At 40.6% G+C, this 20,133-nt stretch carries 12 protein-coding genes and 1 pseudogene; all 13 read left to right on the forward strand.

What is annotated here, in order from left to right:
* The first annotated feature begins 3 nt into the window (after positions 1-3).
* The 13 genes and pseudogenes from GR929_RS20655 to GR929_RS20715 all read left to right on the forward strand — a co-directional run bounded on the left by GR929_RS20655 (position 4) and on the right by GR929_RS20715 (position 19,737).
* Complete coding sequence (locus tag GR929_RS20655; protein ID WP_159523525.1) at positions 4-1,503, forward strand: glycosyl hydrolase; 1,500 nt, start codon at positions 4-6, stop codon at positions 1,501-1,503.
* Positions 1,504-1,559: 56 nt separating this feature from the next.
* Entirely contained in the window at positions 1,560-3,854 is a 2,295-nt protein-coding gene (locus GR929_RS20660) for a beta-glucosidase (protein ID WP_201301079.1), read from the forward strand.
* 26 nt (positions 3,855-3,880) lie between these two features.
* Positions 3,881-5,524 carry an alpha-L-rhamnosidase-related protein gene (locus GR929_RS20665; RefSeq protein ID WP_159523527.1) on the forward strand — a complete coding sequence of 548 codons (1,644 nt, stop codon included), beginning with the start codon at positions 3,881-3,883 and terminating at the stop codon, positions 5,522-5,524.
* 140 nt (positions 5,525-5,664) lie between these two features.
* Positions 5,665-7,332 carry a coagulation factor 5/8 type domain-containing protein gene (locus tag GR929_RS20670; protein WP_159523529.1) on the forward strand — a complete coding sequence of 556 codons (1,668 nt, stop codon included), beginning with the start codon at positions 5,665-5,667 and terminating at the stop codon, positions 7,330-7,332.
* Positions 7,333-7,525: 193 nt separating this feature from the next.
* Entirely contained in the window at positions 7,526-7,675 is a 150-nt protein-coding gene (locus GR929_RS20675) for a hypothetical protein (protein WP_159523531.1), read from the forward strand.
* An 84-nt stretch (positions 7,676-7,759) separates the two neighbouring features.
* A pseudogene (locus GR929_RS22220) lies at positions 7,760-7,867 on the forward strand (hypothetical protein); the annotation flags it as partial.
* An 82-nt stretch (positions 7,868-7,949) separates the two neighbouring features.
* Positions 7,950-8,246: a hypothetical protein gene (locus tag GR929_RS20685; protein ID WP_159523535.1), complete on the forward strand. Its 297-nt coding sequence runs from the start codon at positions 7,950-7,952 to the stop codon at positions 8,244-8,246.
* A 136-nt stretch (positions 8,247-8,382) separates the two neighbouring features.
* Positions 8,383-11,010: a glycoside hydrolase family 2 TIM barrel-domain containing protein gene (locus GR929_RS20690; protein WP_201301080.1), complete on the forward strand. Its 2,628-nt coding sequence runs from the start codon at positions 8,383-8,385 to the stop codon at positions 11,008-11,010.
* 755 nt (positions 11,011-11,765) lie between these two features.
* Positions 11,766-12,347: an RNA polymerase sigma-70 factor gene (locus tag GR929_RS20695; protein ID WP_159523537.1), complete on the forward strand. Its 582-nt coding sequence runs from the start codon at positions 11,766-11,768 to the stop codon at positions 12,345-12,347.
* A 66-nt stretch (positions 12,348-12,413) separates the two neighbouring features.
* The gene (locus GR929_RS20700; RefSeq protein WP_159523539.1) at positions 12,414-13,394 is read left to right on the forward strand and encodes a FecR family protein; all 981 of its coding nucleotides are present in this window, start codon (positions 12,414-12,416) and stop codon (positions 13,392-13,394) included.
* A 126-nt stretch (positions 13,395-13,520) separates the two neighbouring features.
* Entirely contained in the window at positions 13,521-16,868 is a 3,348-nt protein-coding gene (locus tag GR929_RS20705) for a TonB-dependent receptor (protein WP_159523541.1), read from the forward strand.
* A 10-nt stretch (positions 16,869-16,878) separates the two neighbouring features.
* Positions 16,879-18,393: a RagB/SusD family nutrient uptake outer membrane protein gene (locus GR929_RS20710; RefSeq protein WP_159523543.1), complete on the forward strand. Its 1,515-nt coding sequence runs from the start codon at positions 16,879-16,881 to the stop codon at positions 18,391-18,393.
* Positions 18,394-18,708: 315 nt separating this feature from the next.
* Positions 18,709-19,737, forward strand: a complete 1,029-nt coding sequence (locus GR929_RS20715) for a glycoside hydrolase family protein (RefSeq protein WP_201301081.1) — start codon at positions 18,709-18,711, stop codon at positions 19,735-19,737.
* The last annotated feature ends 396 nt before the right edge of the window (positions 19,738-20,133 follow it).

The raw sequence follows: 20,133 nt of genomic DNA on the forward strand, positions 1-20,133 counted from the left end.
CAAATGAATTTAGTAAAAATATACCTTTCAATCCTAATTAGCTTTTTCTGGATCGTTTCTCATTCGCAAACGGTGAGTGACAAACGCGGATTTTGCGGAGATCTCTACGATATGGCAGACCTGTTAGCTGCCTCAAAGTATGGTTGGTATTATAATTGGGGCCAGAACACACAGGCGAGCATCGAAAACGAAGTCAAAGACTACATCGACTATACACCAATGGCATGGGGAAACAGTTACGACAGGGAAGCTTTAAGAACATTTTTAAGTAACCATCCTGAAATAGAATACCTACTTGGATTTAACGAGCCTAATTTTTTGGAACAGGCAAATTTAACACCATCTCAGGCTGCAGCTTTATGGCCCGAATTAGAAAAAATTGCAGATGAATTTGACTTGAAATTGGTTAGTCCGGCGGTTAACTTTTGCTGGGAGGAAGGGGCTGTCAAAGAAAATGGAAAAGCATACGTTGATCCGGTAGAATACCTGGATGATTTTTTTGCAGCGCTTCCGGATACCAGCCGGGTTGATTACATCGGTGTACATGGTTATTTTGATAACGCAGGCGCCTTACCTTGGTATATTAGTTTGTTCGAGAAGTACGATAAACCCATCTGGCTAACAGAGTTCAATCATAGTGCCGGAACCACCACAGAAACCTCTCAGCAAAATTACATGGTCGAAGCGGTCGACTATTTGGAAAATGAACCGAAGGTTTTTCGCTATGCCTGGCTTCTTTCCCGAAATCCGAATCAGCTCAATACAAACCTTTTTTACAACAATGTAAGTGGAGCGTTAACGGACCTGGGGTTGATTTATGCGAATATGTCCTCCTACGATGAAGAGCATTATCACACCTTAGGTGATACGATTGAGACAGAGCACTATGTGGATATGGAAGGGATTCATCTTGTTAAAATTGAAGATACATCAGGTATTTTAGCGGCACACGATTTTGACGATACTGACTGGCTGAAGTACAACGTTCAGGTTGATAAAACCGATAATTATAAATTGAAAATAAGAATTACATCCGTATGGGAATCGTCATTTTCATTGTATGATGGAGAAAATCTCGTCGGAACCTTTGATACACCAATTACAAGCACGCTCGGAACATGGGAGACCATTACTTATGATCAGGATATTTCTTTAGCAGAAGGTGCCCATCAACTCAAATTGGTAGTGCATGGTGGAGGTTGGCAAATGAACTGGTTGCAGTTAGGTGGCTCCGGAACAGCGACTTCGATGACTTCGATCGAAAATAAATCATTGTTCAATGTCTATCCTAATCCATTAAAACCGGGTGGAAAACTTAAAATTCAAACCAAGCTCGCGAATTATTCTTTAACCATAGCGGACTTGAACGGGAATGCGTTGATCAAGAAAAGCGGTTTAAATGGCAATGAGAAGATTGATGCCTCTTCCCTGGCTCGCGGTTGTTACATCGTGAATATTGACCATTCAACCCAGCAAGAGTCAAAAAAAATAATCATTCAATGATTGATTTAATAAACTGGATATCAAACCGTAAATAGACACCCCGAAAACTAAAAATCATGTATCAGATAATGCGATTAAAACTGAAAATTACGCCATTGCTTCTTTTGCTCTGTGTATTTTTGATCACCACTAACTGCGTTAATCAAAATTCCAAAATTCAGTTAGGGACACATTCCAATCAGGAAGTGATTGCCGCAATGACGCTGGAGGAAAAAGTGCAGTTGCTCGTTGGCGACGACCCCGGTTTTCCGCGAGGCTATCCTTCTATGTTTGGTGGCGACGATACGCTGTTTATGACTCAGCCTCCGGTTGTCGGAAAAACAGAAAAACTAGTTCCCGGTGCTGCCGGAACAACTTTTGGAATTCCACGCTTGGGAATACCTGCCATTGTGTTAGCCGATGGTCCAGCAGGTGTTCGTATTGATCCGCACAGGGCAGATACCTCGAAGACTTATTTTGCAACCGCTTTTCCAATTGAATCATTATTGGCTTGCACCTGGGATACGGCTTTGGTTCGTGAGGTGGGTGCAACCATGGGAAAGGAAGCGTTGGAATACGGTGTCGATATTCTGTTGGCTCCTGCCTTAAACATTCACCGGAATCCTCTGGGCGGACGGAATTTTGAATATTACTCGGAAGATCCTGTCATATCAGGAAGAATGGCTGCAGCCATGGTGAAAGGCGTTCAATCGAATGGTGTTGGAACATCAATCAAGCATTTTGCAGCGAACAACAATGAAACCAATCGTATGTCAATCAATGCAATGGTGAGTGAGGAAACTCTGAGAGAAATCTACTTAAAAGGTTTTGAAATTGCAGTAAAGGAATCAGCTCCCTGGACAGTGATGTCAGCTTACAATAAAATAAATGGTACTTACTCTGCTGAAAATCCGTGGTTGTTGGATTCAGTTCTGAGAGATCAATGGGGCTTCGATGGTTTTGTGATGACCGATTGGTTTGCTGGCAGAAATCGCATTGAACAAGTGAAAGCCGGGAATGATTTATTAATGCCGGGAAGTAAATACGTTGCCAGCCAGATTAAAGCGGCTGTTGAAAAAGGCGAATTGGATGAAAAAACCGTTGATCGTAATATCGACAGAATTCTGAAAGTCATCAAACGAACACCAAAATTCAAAAAGTATCAATACAATGATAATCCGGACTTAAAACAGCATGCAGCAGTCGCGTTGCAAGCTGCGACAGAAGGCATGGTTTTATTGAAAAATGAAGATAAAACATTGCCATTAAAAGAAACAGCAGAGAAAATTGGGGCCTTTGGAATTGGGACTTTTGAGACCATAGCTGTTGGAACGGGTAGTGGGAATGTAAACATGGCTTACACGACATCAATTCAGCAAGGATTGGAAAACCTGGGCTACGAAATACCTGTTAATTTGATTGAAGCCTATAAAAATCACGTAATTGCAGAGAAAAAACGAATCGGTGAGAAAAAATCTTATTTTGATCCGGACGTGATGTTGAATGAAATGGATTGGTCGAAACACGCCCTCGAAGCAGTTGCTTCAGTTTGTGATGTTGGCTTGTTTACGATTTCACGTACATCCGGAGAATTTGCCGATCGGAAAATCGAAGGTGATTTTGAACTAACGGCAATAGAGAAAAATATGATCGAAAAGTTGGCTAAGGCTTTTCATGCAGCAAACAAAAAACTGGTTGTACTTCTGAATATTGGGGGAGTTATTGAAACAGCATCATGGAAAGAAGATGCAGATGCCATTCTTTTAGCATGGCAACCGGGACAGGAAGCCGGCAATGCAGTCGCTCAAATCTTGTCTGGCAAAGTTTCCCCTTCAGGTAAATTAACCATGAGCTTCCCGGTGAAATATGCAGATGTTCCGTCATCTGAATATTTCCCAGATCCGACTTTGGATCCCAAAGAAGTGAACTATGAGGAGGGAAGTTTAGTGGGCTATCGTCATTATTCAGCTAATCAAATCGAAACTTCTTATGAATTCGGATTTGGATTGTCCTACACCGATTTCGAATACAACGATCTGACGTTAATTCCATCCGAAGGTAATAAGTTCAACATTGAGTTGACTGTCACCAATGCGGGAGCGGAAAAAGGAAGAGAAGTGGTTCAGCTATATGTGCAAGTAGAAGGAGAAAAGATGATTCAGTTGAAACATTTTTCAAAAACAGCCTTGCTACAACCGGGCGAATCAACCACGCTCCAATTTGAAATCACACCGGAAGATCTGGCCTCTTACGATTCCGAACAGGCAGAATGGAAGACCGATGCAGGAGAATACGCCATCCTTATTGGGTCGTCATCAGAAAAAGTTCGCTTAACAACAACTTTACGATTAGAAAAAGAACAGACACTTTAAAGCAGAAAAATCTAAACTATTACCTCATGTATAAAGTCAATTTACACATCTTAATTATTGCAATTGCTGCTATCTTTTCAGGTAGTGTAACTGCTCAAAGTTATTATCCCAATGGCAAGCAATGGGTAGAAAAGGCTGAACAGCTAAAACCGGAGCTGACAGAAACCGTCGTTAAACCGGTCGGCCTGGTTGAAATGGTGGAAAACGAAAACGCGTTTCAGGGGTGGGAAGCCAAAAAAGTAGCCACTATTGACTCGCTCTACGCGAGTTCTTTTCGTCAAGTAAAAAGTGTGGTGGTCGATTTCGGTGATCATTATACTGGTTATTTTTCAATGGATCTCCAAACTATTTGGGGAACATCGGACGCTCCTGTCAGGTTTAAACTGACTTTTGGAGAAGTTCCGGCAGAAATTGCCACGCCTTTTGATCCTTATCCAGGCGATTTAAGCCGAGCTTGGTTGCAAGATGAAGTCGTAACCGTGATGCACGTTCCTTCAACCGTCAAGCTGGAGCGCAGAATATCCGGTCGGTACATGAAAATTGCACTGCTCGGTGCATCGCAGTATTTCGACTTTAAAATCAGTGAGCTCAAATTCACGGCCGTTAGTTCAGTTGATAAAAAACCAGCTGACTTGCCGGAATCGGTTTTGAAAGAAATCCGTCAAATTGATAGGATCGGCTTAAAAACCTTGAAGGAATGTATGCAAACGGTTTATGAAGATGGGCCGAAAAGAGATCGACGCCTTTGGGGGGGAGATATGTATTTGGAATCACTCGCTAACATTTACTCTTTTGAAAATCATCAGCTAACGCAACGCTGTCTGTACTTGTTAGCAGGATTAACGGATGATGATGGTTATGTGCTGGGTACTGTTTTTGAAAGCCCGGAGCCACATCCACAGGCAGGCCAACGACTGATGGATTATTCCTTTTTGTACAATGTAACTTTAAAAGACTACTTAGCTGCAACAAACGATTACGAAACAGCCAAAGAACTCTGGCCGGTAGCGAAACGCCAGTTGGATATTATCGACAATTATGTGGATGAAGACGGACTGGTTGACTATGAGCGTGCCAATAAGGAGTGGTGGTTATTTTTCGATTGGAAGGACGGGCTAAACAAAAATGCAGCAATCCAGGGATTGATGATTTTTACACTACAAAACACTTATGAGCTGGCACAGATGCTTGGAAAAGAAGACGAAATCAAGTCAGTTCCTGACCAAATTAAAAAGATGCGTAAAGCTGCACTGAAAAATTTGTACAATAAAAAGAAAGGTTTATTTGAATGTGGGGAAGGCAATCAAATTTCCTATGCGTCTCAAATCTGGATGATTCTTGGAGGGGTGTTAAGTGAGAAGCAAAGTCAGCAGGCGCTGACCGCAGTGATGAATCATAAAGAGGCGTTATATCCTGGCGGACCTTACATGTACAGTTATTTCATTCAGGCACTGATCAATTCAAACATGAACGAGCAAGCAAAATCATCATTGGTTGAATACTGGGGAGGCATGGTAGATAAGGGCGCAGACACCTTCTGGGAAGTGTACGACCCAAGCAATGATTTTCTGTCACCCTATCATTTCTTCCCAATCAACAGTTACTGTCATGCGTGGAGTTGCACGCCGGTTTATTTCATCCGCAAATATCCGGAGATATTTCAACGATAGGTGTTGATGACATGACTTTGGAAGAGTGATACAGACAGATTTTATAAGAAAACTAAAGACCAGGTAAATTTATGTATAAGATTTTTTTTAGATGGACGAGCCTTCTTTCTTTTTTAATAGTGGCGGCTCAGTGCAGTTCAGTGGAAAAAAAAGAGGGCGACCCTGTCAGTAGTCTGGGTGAGAACGTTTTTGTTTTTTCACCTGATATGGACATGATGGAGGTTCAGCAATTGATCGATTCAATATTTGAGGTTCAGACAAAGCCGGAGAGTGAGTTTAATGAAAATCGGTTTGCATTTCTATTCGAACCAGGACAGTACAGCCTTGACGTAAAAGTAGGCTACTATACCCAAGTGTTGGGATTAGGGCAATCGCCGGATGATGTCGTCATCAACGGGGCGGTTCGGGCAGTTTCTCCTCCTTCTCATAACGGAAGTGTATTGATCAATTTCTGGAGATCAGCCGAAAATTTATCCATTAATCCCACAGTTGATTCGACCAATGTGTGGGCCGTTTCGCAGGCGGCCCCCATGAGAAGAGTGCATGTAAGAGGAAACTTGCGTTTGCATGATTATGGGGCAGCTAGTGGAGGCTTTTTAGCGGATTCAAAAATTGACGGCGTTGTTGATTTTGGACCTCAGCAGCAGTGGTTTTCAAGAAATAGTGAGTGGCAAAGTTGTACCGGAGGACTTTGGAATATCGTTTCGCAAGGAGTATTGGATGCGCCGAAAGAAGATTGGCCAAACAGACCCTACCTTTCGTTGGATTATACTCCATTGATCCGGGAAAAACCTTTTTGGACTCAAGATGCTTTGGGTGAGTTGTCGCTCGAAATTCCAACCTTAAAAGAAAAGACCAATGGGGTAAGTTGGGAAGACGGATATGATCCCAATTCCAGAAAAATTGCCCTTTCTGATTTTTATATTGCCCAACCTCAGCATGATAATGCCGAGTCTATAAACAGTGCATTAAATCAAGGGAAAAATATTCTATTTACCCCAGGAATTTACTGGCTTGAAAATAGTATTGAAGTGACCCAGCCGGGTGCCGTATTGATCGGGATGGGGCTTCCCTCGATTATTCCCGAAAGCAGTAAGCCGGTTATAAAAATCGCTGATGTGGCTGATGTAACTCTCAGCAGCATTTTAGTTGATGCCGGCTTGGTTCAAACGGAGCAGCTTATTGAAATTGGAGAGCCCGGTGCTGATTCAGATCATAGTGAGCATCCCACTTCTATTTACGATGTTTTTGTCCGCGTTGGTGGATATCATGCGGGGACAAGCCAAAACTGTGTGACAATAAACAGTAACAATGTTGTGGTTGACCATATCTGGCTTTGGAGAGCTGATCATGGCAATGGTGCCGGTTGGGATACAAACAAGGCTGCAAATGGGTTAACCGTTAATGGAGATGATGTGACAATTTACGGGTTGTTTAACGAGCATTACCAAGAGTATCAGACTATTTGGAATGGAGAAAATGGCAGGGTTTATTTCTATCAGTGTGAAATGCCTTACTATGTCCCATCTCCTGATGTCTGGCAGAACGATGGCAAAAATGGATTTGCTTCCTATAAGGTATCTGAGGATGTTGCAACCCATGATGTATGGGGTATGGGCATTTACAATGTCTTTTTTAATAGTCCTGCCATCGTCGATTGGGCGATAGAAGCTCCGGAACAGCTAGAACAGCGCTTTCGGCATGTCACAACCATTTGGCTTGGAGGTAATGAAGGTAGCGAAGTGAAAAGTATTATTAATGGGAAAGGTGACGCTGTGAATAAAACGAACCGAAAGGCAATCTGGTAATTAAATCGCCTATGTCGAAAAATAATCTAAATACCACAAAATAAATATCTACTTAACAAATATGGTTTTCCTCTCTTTTTTAAGCTTTGCAGTTTTCACAATAGCGAATAAGGGGAGCGTTCAGGGAGAGTTGGATATGGAGAAGTTCAGCAGTCCGCCCCAACGTTTTCAAGTACATACCTGGTGACATTGGATGGTTGGTAATATTACCAAAGAAGGTTTTCGAAAGAATTTGGAAGCGATGGAGGCGCAAGGGATTGTTCAGACAACTATTTTAAGTGTCGGATTATTGGGCGATACGGATTACGGGGGTGAAAAGGTTGATTTTGCTTCGACGGAGTAGTACGAACTATTTAAGAGGGCTTTAGATGAAGCTAACAGACTGGATATTTCAATTGGTGTTCATAATTGAGATGGCTGGAGTACAAGCGGCGGCCCTTGGATTATGCCAGAGATGTCGATGAAACGATACGCATGGACTAAAACAATAGTTGATGCGGCGAACACAAAACCGACTTTATTGAAAAAACATTAGCTGTGCACGATTACTATAAAGATGTTGTAGTACGAAATGAAAAAAAGAAAACTCATTTCACCGAGCCAAACCCATCGCTCTGTTGATTGAGACAGACACCGTCAATTTCATCTTTGATGGTTGCCCGACCAGCGCTCTTCACGCTGATCTCGGAGCACAAATTACGTTCAAGTTTGATCGCAGGTTTCAGGCTTCTAAAATCGCCATTTTGTCTCGAAAGACTTTTATCTGTGGTAATATGGATGACTACCGTTCTACTTATCGACTGTCTTCGTCAAACGATGGTCAGCACTTTGGTGAACTTGCTGAGTTTACCATTAATGGTTTAAATGAAATCAGTTCATTTTCATTTAAGCAAACAACAGCAAGTTTTTTTTAGTAGAGCTGATTGATTTTAATAACTTAAATCCCTGGCTGCCTTATCGTATTGCCGAATGTGAACTTCTTTCTGCGGGCGAAAGTCCCTTATTTCACCCCAATATTGACTATTTCTCTGAAAAACAGCAACCGTAAAAATGACCAGTAAAGAGGTGCTCTATGCGTCGTCTGAAAATGCAGAAGATTCGGGATTAAAAAAGGTTATTGATCTAACAGCAAAGATGGGGAGACGATGGGAGGCCAACCAAGACATTAGATGCATTTCTGGAAAATTAGCTATTTTTACGGGCAATCTCAATTACGAACACGAAACATTTCAAGCTAAAATGATGAAACTAACTACTATTTTACTGCTGATCCTTATATCCACGCCTGGCATTTTGACTGCGCAGGTGCAACAACGCCAATCAGTCTTCCTTGAAAATAACTGGAAGTTCAGCAAGGGTGATTTTGAGCATGCTGAAAAGGTTGATTTTGAAGACTCTGGTTGGGAGACCGTTTCGGTACCTCACGACTGGGCGATCTATGGGCCATTTGATAAAGAGGTGGACAAGCAGGTGGTTGCCATCAGCCAGAACAATGAACAGGAGGCGTCGGAAAAGACAGGACGTACCGGAGCATTGCCACACATTGGCGATGGTTGGTATCGAACCGGTTTTCAGCTCCCAGAACTTGATGAAGGCAGCCGCATCCTGGTGGTATTCGAAGGTGCAATGAGCGATCCGGAAGTGTTTGTCAATGGTGAAAAAGCAGGGGAATGGGGCTATGGCTATGCTTATTTTAATTTGGACATCACCGATTTGGTGAAGTCGGGCGAGAATAACCTGTTGGCAGTGCATCTTTCGCCAAAACCATTGTCATCCCGCTGGTATCCCGGGGCGGGACTGTTTCGAAAAGTACGTATTTTAGTATTACCCGAAAATCATTTTCAATTATGGGGAACTTTTGTGACTACCCCTTTCGTGTCCGACAGCCTGGCCAAAATCAATATTAAAACCAAGGTTGAGGGAAAGAACCTTCGCTTGGAAACAGTCCTAAAAGATGCTGACGGAAATGTATTGGCCACAGAAACCGAAACGACCCTGTTCGGCAATGAATTTGAGCAAAATATCGCTTTGGAAAACCCCCGGCTCTGGAGTCCGGAATCACCTGTATTGTACTATGCTGAATCGAAGTTATACGATGAAAGCGGACGGCTTCAGGATGAGCAGACCACCCGTTTCGGCATTCGCACGATCAGCTACAAGGCCGGCGAAGGATTCAAACTGAACGGAAAGGTGCGTAAATTCAAGGGCGTTTGCCTGCATCACGATCTGGGGCCTTTGGGCGCAGCCGTGAATAAGGCTGCTCTTCGGCGCCAGATACAACTGATGAAAGACATGGGGGCGGATGCGATCCGAAGTGCACACAACATGCCGTCACTGGAACAGCTTGAACTTTGCGATGAAATGGGGATGCTGTTTCTGGCTGAGAGTTTTGATGAATGGAAAAAACCGAAGGTGAAAAACGGGTACAATCGCTTTTTCGATGAATACCACGAAAAGGATATTGTGAACTTAGTACGAGCAACCCGCAATCATCCTTGCATTGTTATGTGGAGCAGCGGCAACGAGGTTCCTGATCAGCATGGTAGTGAAGGTGTAAAACGGGCAAAGCGGTTGCAGGATATTTTCCATCGTGAAGATCCGACCCGCCCGGTGACGGTTGGTATGGACCAGGTGAAAGCCGTGATGGCATCCGGGTTTGGAGCCATTGTGGATGTGCCGGGATTAAACTACCGAACACACCTTTATGAAGAAGCTTTTGAGCGTTTTCCACAAGGCTTACTTTTGGGCTCCGAAACAGCTTCGACAGTAAGCTCCAGGGGAATATACAAGTTTCCGGTAGAACAAGCCGTTGGCAAAATGTACGACGACGGGCAGGTTTCATCCTACGATTTGGAGTACTGTAACTGGAGCAACCTGCCTGAAGATGATGCTGTACTGCAGGATGATAAGGACTGGGTGATCGGTGAATTTGTGTGGACGGGGTTCGATTACCTTGGGGAGCCAACACCCTATGACCAATATTGGCCATCGCGGAGTTCCTATTTTGGTATTTGCGATTTGGCCGGCTTACCCAAAGATCGCTATTACTGGTACAAAAGCCGCTGGGATACCAAAGAATCGACCTTGCACATCTTACCCCACTGGAACTGGGAAGGTAAGGAAGGCGATACGATTCCGGTTTTTGTATACAGCAGTTACAACAGTGCCGAGCTCTTTGTGAATGGGAAAAGTAAGGGCGTGCGAACCAAAAATAAGGATTCGAAACTGGAGCGTTACCGGCTGATGTGGAACAATGTGGTGTATGAACCGGGCGAGTTAAAAGTGGTTGCTTTTAATGAAGATGGTCAACCTGCTGAAGAAAAAATAATTCGTACCTCCGGAACTCCCCATCGTATAGTGTTGGAACCTGATAGGTCTACCATTCAGGCAGACGGGAAAGACATCAGCTTTGTTACAGTTTCGGTGGTTGATAAAAATGGCATTCCTTGTCCCACAGCGACTAACCAATTAATATTCGAAGTAAAAGGAAACGGGAATTATCGCGCAGCCTGTAACGGCGATGCGACATCCCTGGAATTGTTTCACAAGCCAACCATGAAGTTGTTCAGTGGTAAGTTGGTGGTTTTGGTACAAAGTACGAAGAAGCCGGGAGATATCGCACTGCAAGTCAAAGGAAAAGAATTACAAACAGCGAAGATGATCATTCAATCAAAATAAGCAGATTGTTCTTGAGGCAAATCAGGAATTGGTTATTCCTTAAGTATCTAAAAAGAGCTTGTATAATATCTTTTCATCTATCATTTATTTTGATGGCGATGTAGTGACATGGTGGGGTAGTAAATCAAAGAAAGAGCAATTTCTTTAGCAAGAATTTCACGATTTAAGCCAAGACTATATTTGTTAAATGAATGTTGTGGGATTAAATTTATTCTAGGGAAATGGTGGAAAAACAGCTGTTAGTCTTTGAAGTAACTTCACTATTGGCACGATGGAATATTTATTTAGGAGGTTCCGTTCGGTATTTATTTCCGTAATTGGATGATATCAGAACATGCTCCTGGTTCTTGAAAACGGCGAAAATCCGCAGCATGATGACTACTTGATGGATGCAGAACTGTCAATGGGATTTTCGATGAGGATGTTTAAATAATAAAAGAATCAGCCGTAACTGATTAAATATCAACTACGGCCTTCTTGTTGTCGTGGGTTGTACTGGATTCGAACCAATCCATGTAAATATCTTATATAGAGCTTTTTAATTCAATGTTCATGTTTAGAACTCACCGTATCGTTCCTGATCATCAATTTTGCAATGATTTGATTAGTAATGTACTGTGCAAAGATAGGAAAGAATGGGAAATTGGCCTAATTGATGGCACTAAATTTAAATTAGAAGATATTTTTGGAATGATTACATTATTTTTTTTGTTGTATTCGATTTTTTAAGTTTGCAAAATCCATATCTTAAATAAATGGGGAAAATTTTTAACCACGAGAAAGTCATAGCCGAATTAGCTAGGGATAGTCAGTTGGCTCTTGAGGAATTATTTAATCATTATTACCCCCGTTTGTTTCATTTTTCAAAAGCGTATTTAAAATTCGATGATGGAATTGATGATATCCTTCAGGAAGTATTTTTAAAAATATGGAGAAATCGGAAGAATATCAAAAACAGTTCTACGTTCAATTCCTATATTTTTACCATCACTCAGAATCTTCTTCTAAATGAATTGCGCAGTAGGCTGAATAACCAAAAGATGAAAGACCAACTTTTTAAGGTTTCGGTCGCAGAAGAATTTCTTTTTGCGGAAAAAGTTGAATATGATGATTTAAAAAATAAAATAGAAGAATTCATTCAAGAATTACCTTCTAGGCAAAAAGAAATATTCAAATTGAGCAGAATGGAAGGACTTTCTAACAAAGAAATTGCAGAAAAACTAAGAATTTCAACAAAAACTGTAGAATACCATATTGGTCAGTCGATCAGCATTTTAAAGAAGCGTCTTAAGTCTTCGGGACTGATTTCATTACTCTATATCCATCTGTTTTTATAATTTTTTTCATTTTTTCTTTAGGGATAGTCTTGTTTGCGGTGTATTACTAATGTAAGAAAACACAGAATGAAAAGATTAGTAAAAAAATATCTTCAATCTGTCCTGAGCCCGGATGAGTTTGATCAATTTTGTGACTACATCAGTCGTTCAGAAAATACATTCCCCATATCTGGAGCAATGAAATCCGAATGGTTGAATTTTCTTGCCGATGATGATCTCAAACGAGAAAATCCGTTGCTTTTCAACAAGCTTCAAAAAACAATCCTTTCTGAAGAAAATGCGGAAACGAAAAAGAGGTTAAAATTTTATGCTGTTACTTTACGTATCGCTGCTGTTCTCCTAATTGGAGCATTAGTAACAAGTGTTTGGTTTTATCAGCAATCGCGATCAACTTTCGAAAAAACTACGAATCAAACAGTTAGTATCCCGATTGGAGCAAAGACTGAATTAACCATGCCTGACGGATCTAAGGTTTGGCTGAATTCCGGTTCAAAAATCACATATTCAAGCGATTTCTCGAAAGAGCGAAATGTCTTGCTCGTTGGAGAAGCCTTCTTTGACGTGGTAAAGGGAAAGATTCCATTTGAAGTAAATACCAGCTATGGAACCGTACATGTTATGGGAACAGCGTTCGATGTGCAGGCTTATCCGGACGGAAATTTTGTAACAACATTGGAACGGGGCGTTGTTAAAGTGACTGACAAAGATAATAACAGACAAGAGGTAATTGCTCCGGGCGAACAAGTTCGATTGGTTCGAGATAACTTCATAAAAAAGGAAGTCAATACCGAGTTATACACGTCTTGGAAAGATGGGAAGTTGATTTTTTCCAGAGATCCATTTCCTGATATGATGAAAAGGTTGGAACGTTGGTTCAATGTGAAAATAGTATATTCTGCTAATGACTTTAAAGGGTTATGGTTTTCAGGGACAATTGAGGATGAGACCTTAACCGAGGTGATGGAGATGGTTTGCAAATCAGCACCTATGAGCTATTCCTATAACACTCATCAAAGGAAAATAATAATAACAGCTAAGAAAAATTAAAAACAAATAAAAATAAATGCGGATGAAGTAACCTTTTTATTACAAAAAGAAGCAAGAAATGGCACTTCCTGCTTCTCTTTAACCATTGATTTACTAAGTAGTTCATAAACCAATCATTACAAAATTATGAAAAAAAAACGAGGTTTTCATGACCAAAGGTCATGGGTATATCAAACATTGTTAAAAATGAAACTGACTATCTTCATTTTACTGTTCTCAATTATGGGGACATTGGCTTCACAAAGCTACTCTCAAACTACTAAATTAACGCTTAATGTTCGGGATGTTCGGGTTGAAGATTTTCTAAAACATATTGAAAATCAGAGCGAATACCGTTTTTTCTATAGCGGAAAAATTAATGTGGATCAAAAAATATCAGGTGATTTTGATAATAAATCGATCAACGTAATTTTAGATAAAGCCTTGGAAAATACGGGGATAAAATATGAAATAAATGGAAGACAAATTGTTCTATCTTCTTCAACTGTCGGAATGATACAGGAACAAGTTAGTGTTAGTGGAAAAGTTACTGATTCTTCGGGTGTACCACTACCTGGTGTAACGGTTGCCGTGAAGGGAACTACTAGTGGTACTATAACTGATCCCGATGGTAATTATACCCTAAAAAATGTGCCTGGTGATGGTACATTAGTATTTTCATTCGTGGGTATGAAAACCCAGGAGATCCAAGTGATGGGTAAAAATAGTATTGATGTCATTTTAGAAGAGAATACTATTGGACTTGACGAGGTTGTTGCTATTGGCTATGGAACGGTGAAGAAAAGTGATTTGACTGGAGCTGTTGGTGTAATAAAAGCTGATCGATTAGATCAACAGATCAATACAAATGTAGGAGGAGCGCTACAAGGAAAAATGGCGGGCGTTTCTATTGAATCTTCAGGTGGATTACCCGGGGCTGAGATGAACATACAGATTCGCGGAGCAGGCTCATTGAACAATAATTTACCTCTTATTTTGGTTGATAATATTCCAATAACGTCATTAAACAATTTAAACCCTTCAGATATCGCATCGATGGAGGTCTTAAAAGATGCTTCGGCAGCAGCCATTTATGGCTCAAGAGCTGCTAACGGAGTTATTTTGATTACCACAAAAGGAGGCAAAAAGGGACCTATGAAAATTGATGTTAATGTTGACTTTGGACTCCAGCAAGTCTCGAAAAAATTAAGTGTATGTAATACAGATGAATGGATTAAAGTAATTACAGCTGCTTCAGATGCTGCCGGGATGGATATCCCTGAAATAGCGAAGAATCCTGAAGAACCGGGTGTTGGAATTAATTGGCAGGATCAAATTTATAGAACTGCTCCTGTCCAAAACTATTCTGTGGGAGCAAGCGGGGGATCTGAAAATTTGACTTATAACCTTTCTCTTGGATATTTAAGTCAGGACGGCGTAATTAAAAAAACCGACTATGACCGGTTGAATCTGCGTTTCAAAACTGATTTTACAAAAGGTCGGCTAAAAATAGGAGAAACGGTTCTTTTAAGTAAAGAGAAGGCAGGTAATCTTGGAGGGGCATATGAAACAAGTGTATATATGAGTGAAGCTGCTCTTAAGATGATACCTGCGTTTTCAATCTATGATCCTGAAGCAATTGGAGGTTATAATGGAGCATGGGGGGCTGTTAATAATATTATGAATCCTGTCGCGATAATGAATCTACGACACGCTGAAAATAATATATATAAAGCACAGGTGAATATGTATGCAGAAGTCAATATCCTTGATGGATTAAAGTATAAATTTGACGCAGGGTTGACTACAGCACAGGAAAGATACAGAGAAACTGTCAGTGCCTATGAAATAGGTCAGTTTTTCAGTAACCCGACTAATTTAATGGATCAAAAAAGCGGGGCTACAAATTTGTGGCAAATTGAAAATACCTTATCGTATTCAAAAGTTCTCCATGAAAAACATTCAATTAACGCAGTCATTGGTCAGACTGCATTACAAAATAAATATGATGAGTTTTCTGCGTCAAAGAAAGGTATGCCTGACGGTGTCTGGGTAATGGGAGCGGGATCAATTGACCCCGTAGCAAATGGAACTGCTTCAGAAAATACCTTGTCTTCTTATTTCGGACGTTTGATTTATTCTTATGATAATAGGTATATTTTTACCGGAACTTTTCGTCGTGATGGTTCTTCCCGCTTTAGTAGTTCTAATCGGTGGGGTAATTTTCCTTCAGTATCGGTTGCGTGGAATGCGGCCAATGAATCTTTCTTCAAAAATCTTGACACTCCGATCTCACAATTAAAGCTGAGAACTAGCTATGGAAAACTGGGGAACCAGGAGATAGGCGATTATCAGTATTTAGGATCTATAACTTCAGGAGTGAGTTATGCGGTTGGGAATCCTAACCATTTATGGGTTGGAAATATTCAGACCGAATATGTTCCCAGTAAGTTGAAATGGGAAACTACGGCTACATCCAATGTTGGAATTGATCTCGGGCTGTGGAACGGAAAGTTAAGCTATTCGTTGGATTTTTATAAAAAGACAACAACGGATCTTTTATTGAGAATTCCAATTCCCTTATCTGTTGGTGCTGATCAAGACCCTTATGGAAATGCAGGGAAAATAAGTAATAATGGATATGAAATGATCCTTAATTATAATGGAAAACACCGGGACTTTACCTACTCGTTAACAGGAACACTGTCCCATGTCAAGAACGAAGTAAAGGAATTAAGTACCGGGTCTCAGGTGCTTACTGGAGGCAGAGGCTCAGGGGGAGGTCCCACTATTACATATACGCAAGTAGGTTACCCGATTTATTCTTTCTTTGAGATAAAAACAGATGGTTTGTTTCGAAGCGAGGCTGAAATTGCAGAACACAGCAAAAACGGTAACTTGATACAGCCGAATGCACAAGTTGGAGATATCCGTTTTGTAGACGCTAATAACGATGGGAAGATTGATGGAAATGACCGTGTTTATTGCGGAAGTCCGTTCCCAAAATTTGAGTATGGGTTGAGGCTTGATGGAGCTTGGAAGTTTATTGATGCAAGTATTTTCATACAAGGTGTACATGGGAATAAGATCTATAATGGAATCCGTTCGAATATTGAAAATGAAAAATATGTTTTCAATGTTTCTACCGATCTTTTGGATTCTTATACATTTAATCCAAATTCGGATTATCCAAGGCTTGACTTATCTGACCCAAATGGGAATGGTATAGATAACAGTGACCGTTTTTTAGAAGACGGTTCATACTTGAGACTTAAGTCCGTACAAATTGGATTTACTCTGCCTGCAAACTGGCTCAATAGCTTGTCGATCAGTAAATGTCGTCTTTATTTAGGAGCTGATAATTTAATTACTTGGACAAATTACAAAGGATTTAACCCGGATATTGGAAATAGTTCAATGGAAAATCGTGGAATTGATTTTCGGCAGATTCCTTTAAGTCGCTCTTGTCATTTTGGTCTACAATTAAACTTTTAAAACTATAGTTATGAAAATAATATATTTATTAGCATTACTTTTTGTTTTAGGATCTTGTACTGATTCTTTTTTGGAAAAAGAAGATCCTACAAAAATCACTACATCTGTGTTTTGGCAAACAGAAGACGATTTGAGTTCAGCTGTTGCATCTGTATATAATGAAATCATCCGTGATGGTTTGGGACATTATAATCCACGGGCTTGGTTTATACACGCAGGAAGAACCGAAAACTTCTCAGTACGTAATGATATCCAAGATGCTTATCAAATTGGTATGTACTTGAATAGCACGAGTAATGGATATACAGCTAACTTTTATAAAGGCGCTTATACGGGGATTTTCCGTGCAAATCAAGTAATCCAATATGGAGAATCAATGAGTATAAATGAAGATGTAAAGAATACCTTAATTGCTGAAGCCAGATTTTTGCGGGGGTTAAATTATTTCTTTTTGGTAAGTGATTTTGGGGCTGTGCCGATTACCACTGCTGTCGCTGAAACTTCTGATGATTATTATATCGGAAAATCTTCAGAAGAACAAGTATGGAATCAGGTGATTGAGGATTTAAAAGCTGCAGAAAAATATTTGCCCGATCAGTGGGACTCTGAAAATAAAGGTAGATGCACACGAGGTGCCGCTTTGGCTTATTTAGGCAGGGCTTATTTATATCAGGGAGATTATGACAGCACCATTGTAGTGTTGAAGGAAATTGTTGATAATGAAAACAATTTTGGTTATGGTCTTCAGGCTAATTATGCTGAACTTTTTGATGGTCAGCATGAAAATGGCCCGGAGGGAGTATTTGAACTTCAGTTTAGTCGTGAGGGAGGAGCTAATATCTGGCTTTCGGCTAGTGACGACCCAAGTACCTTGACGAGAAGTACATTCGCTGGAGAGTGGCATGCGCCGGGCGAAGTTGGAGGATGGTTTGAGATGAAACCTACAAAAGTGCTTTTGGATTCTTTTTTGGAAGAACCAACTTCTGATGGGGAATACGACCCAAGAGCTTTAGCCACATTAGCGTGGGATTACCCTGGATGTATTTTTTATCAACGGGAATTTTCATCGACTTGGGGACATGAAGAAATTTGGTTGCGAAAAAATCAAAACTGGTGGGATGCAGATGAGGGAGATTGGAAATCTGAGTTAGACGAATACGGTATGCGTTATGCTGATGTCCTTTTAATGCTTGCTGAAGCTTATACAATGAAAGGACAAGTTACGATGGCTGTTCCACTTGTTCATCGAATTCGGGCACGCGCTAAATTAACGGATAAACAAAATGAAATGATGGCCTATAGCCAGGAACAAATGATGTCAGAGATTCGGCATCAACGTAACCTTGAATTTGCACGGGAAGGTTTACACTTCTATGATTTACGTAGATGGGGATTACTTGAGCAGACTATAAAAGAGTCAAAACAGGCCGGATATCAAAACTATACCTCAAAAAATGAATATTATCCAATTCCTGAGGATGAGTTGAATAATAATCCCAACATGACGCAAAATAATCCATGGTAAAGTTTTGAAAATGAAGTATAGATTAGTGTATTAATGAATTAAAAATGAAGCAGGTTTCATTACTCGTATTGAAATCTGCTTCATTGTATCAAAATAAGTAGGAAGTACAGATATAATCTTCATTTTGTTAGTTTTCTTCATCGTTTCTTGGCAAATAGTTTGATCATGGAGCTTTGAAAACTTTATCAGAAATGAATAGCCGATAGAATAATGCGAATAAAAGAAATAGTATTCCTGTTTTTTGTTTTTTTCTGCTTAGAAGTAAGTTCTGCTTACGCTCAAAATCTTTCACCCGTCACGGTTTCGCAGTCAAAGATGGAAGAAATCTACAAAGAGATTAAAACCCCCTATAAATACGGTTTGGTGTTAATTCCCGACAGTAGTTCGTACAAAATGGATTGCCCCACCATCTTTCGTAAAGATAACAAGTGGGTGATGACTTACATCGTTTTTGATGGCCGTGGCTATGAAACCTGGCTGGCACAAAGTGATGATCTGATTCACTGGGATAATCATGGAAAAATTTTGTCATTCTCTTCGGACACAACGGATTGGGACACCAATCAGAAAGCTGGCTATGCTTCATTAATTGATTATGATTGGGGCGGCGATTATGCCATCAATCAGTATGATGGAAAATACTGGATGAGCTATTTTGGTGGCAATTCGAAAGGATATGAACGAGGCATCCTATCCATCGGTATGGCATTTACTGATCAGGATCCGGCAACGGTTCACGAGTGGCAGCGTTTGGATCACCACGTACTTTCACCGTTGGATGATGATGTGCGTTGGTATGACAACAGTACCATGTACAAAAACTTTGTGATTGAGGACAAAGAACAGCATACAGGGCACCCGTTCGTGATGTATTACAATGCCCGGGGAGACAGTATCAACCCGGATAAGGGGGCCGAGCGAATCAGTATGGCTGTTTCGGATGATATGGTTCACTGGAAACGTTTTGGCGATCACCCGTTGATCAATCACCATACCGGTATTTCAGGCGATGCAGTTTTTCAAAAGATTGGCGACATTTACGTCATGTTCTATTTTGGTGCTTTCTGGCCTGACCAGGATCCGGCAGCTTTTAATCGATTTGCCTGTTCCTATGACTTAATCCATTGGACAGATTGGAACGGTCCAAACCTGATAGAACCTTCTGAAAAGTATGATGCCTTGTTTGCCCATAAATCATATGTGATCAAGCATGATGGAATTGTTTATCACTTCTACAATGCGGTTGACAAAAAGGGAAACCGGGGAATTGCACTGGCCACATCTAAGGATATTGGCAAAAGTAAGCTGGAATTTAAGATGCCTGAAGAACTGGAAAAGAAGTAAGCTAATCTTCACTTTCCTCCAATGATTTAGTCATTCCGAACTTGTTTCGGAATCTGTCTCAAACGGCAGGAAGCTAGAAGGATGCAATTGAAACGAAAAAATAGAAATACGACCAAAAAGGAGAAGGAAAGCCCAAAGTCCCCTTTAGGGGATTTAGGGGTGAAAAAGGAGCGTGAAGTTTGGTGTGCCGATTTTTAATCGGCATTTGGATAACTTCCGATTGAAAATCGGAACACTCGTTCGATAATTGGAACTTGGAATCTGAAATTTATAGCTAAATAGTCAATCCTTAAAAACAAAATAAATCACTGGTTATCAACAGGTAGTGTGAATAAAATCCGTGATTTCAAGGTGTTAAATTGCAAGGTTATTAGTAAATTAGGGAAAAAGCTTGCA

Origin of the sequence: Sunxiuqinia indica, from assembly GCF_009847015.1 — a bacterium.
GTDB lineage: Bacteria > Bacteroidota > Bacteroidia > Bacteroidales > Prolixibacteraceae > Sunxiuqinia > Sunxiuqinia indica.

What these genes read in the sequence shown, in the direction of transcription:
- GR929_RS20715 (WP_201301081.1), top strand. Translation starts at nt 18,709, where the DNA reads ATGGAAGAAATCTACAAAGAGATTAAAACCCCCTATAAATACGGTTTG.
- GR929_RS20660 (WP_201301079.1), top strand. Translation starts at nt 1,560, where the DNA reads ATGTATCAGATAATGCGATTAAAACTGAAAATTACGCCATTGCTTCTT.
- GR929_RS20690 (WP_201301080.1), top strand. Translation starts at nt 8,383, where the DNA reads ATGACCAGTAAAGAGGTGCTCTATGCGTCGTCTGAAAATGCAGAAGAT.
- GR929_RS20655 (WP_159523525.1), top strand. Translation starts at nt 4, where the DNA reads ATGAATTTAGTAAAAATATACCTTTCAATCCTAATTAGCTTTTTCTGG.
- GR929_RS20705 (WP_159523541.1), top strand. Translation starts at nt 13,521, where the DNA reads ATGAAAAAAAAACGAGGTTTTCATGACCAAAGGTCATGGGTATATCAA.
- GR929_RS20710 (WP_159523543.1), top strand. Translation starts at nt 16,879, where the DNA reads ATGAAAATAATATATTTATTAGCATTACTTTTTGTTTTAGGATCTTGT.
- GR929_RS20695 (WP_159523537.1), top strand. Translation starts at nt 11,766, where the DNA reads ATGGGGAAAATTTTTAACCACGAGAAAGTCATAGCCGAATTAGCTAGG.
- GR929_RS20665 (WP_159523527.1), top strand. Translation starts at nt 3,881, where the DNA reads ATGTATAAAGTCAATTTACACATCTTAATTATTGCAATTGCTGCTATC.
- GR929_RS20675 (WP_159523531.1), top strand. Translation starts at nt 7,526, where the DNA reads ATGGTTGGTAATATTACCAAAGAAGGTTTTCGAAAGAATTTGGAAGCG.
- GR929_RS20700 (WP_159523539.1), top strand. Translation starts at nt 12,414, where the DNA reads ATGAAAAGATTAGTAAAAAAATATCTTCAATCTGTCCTGAGCCCGGAT.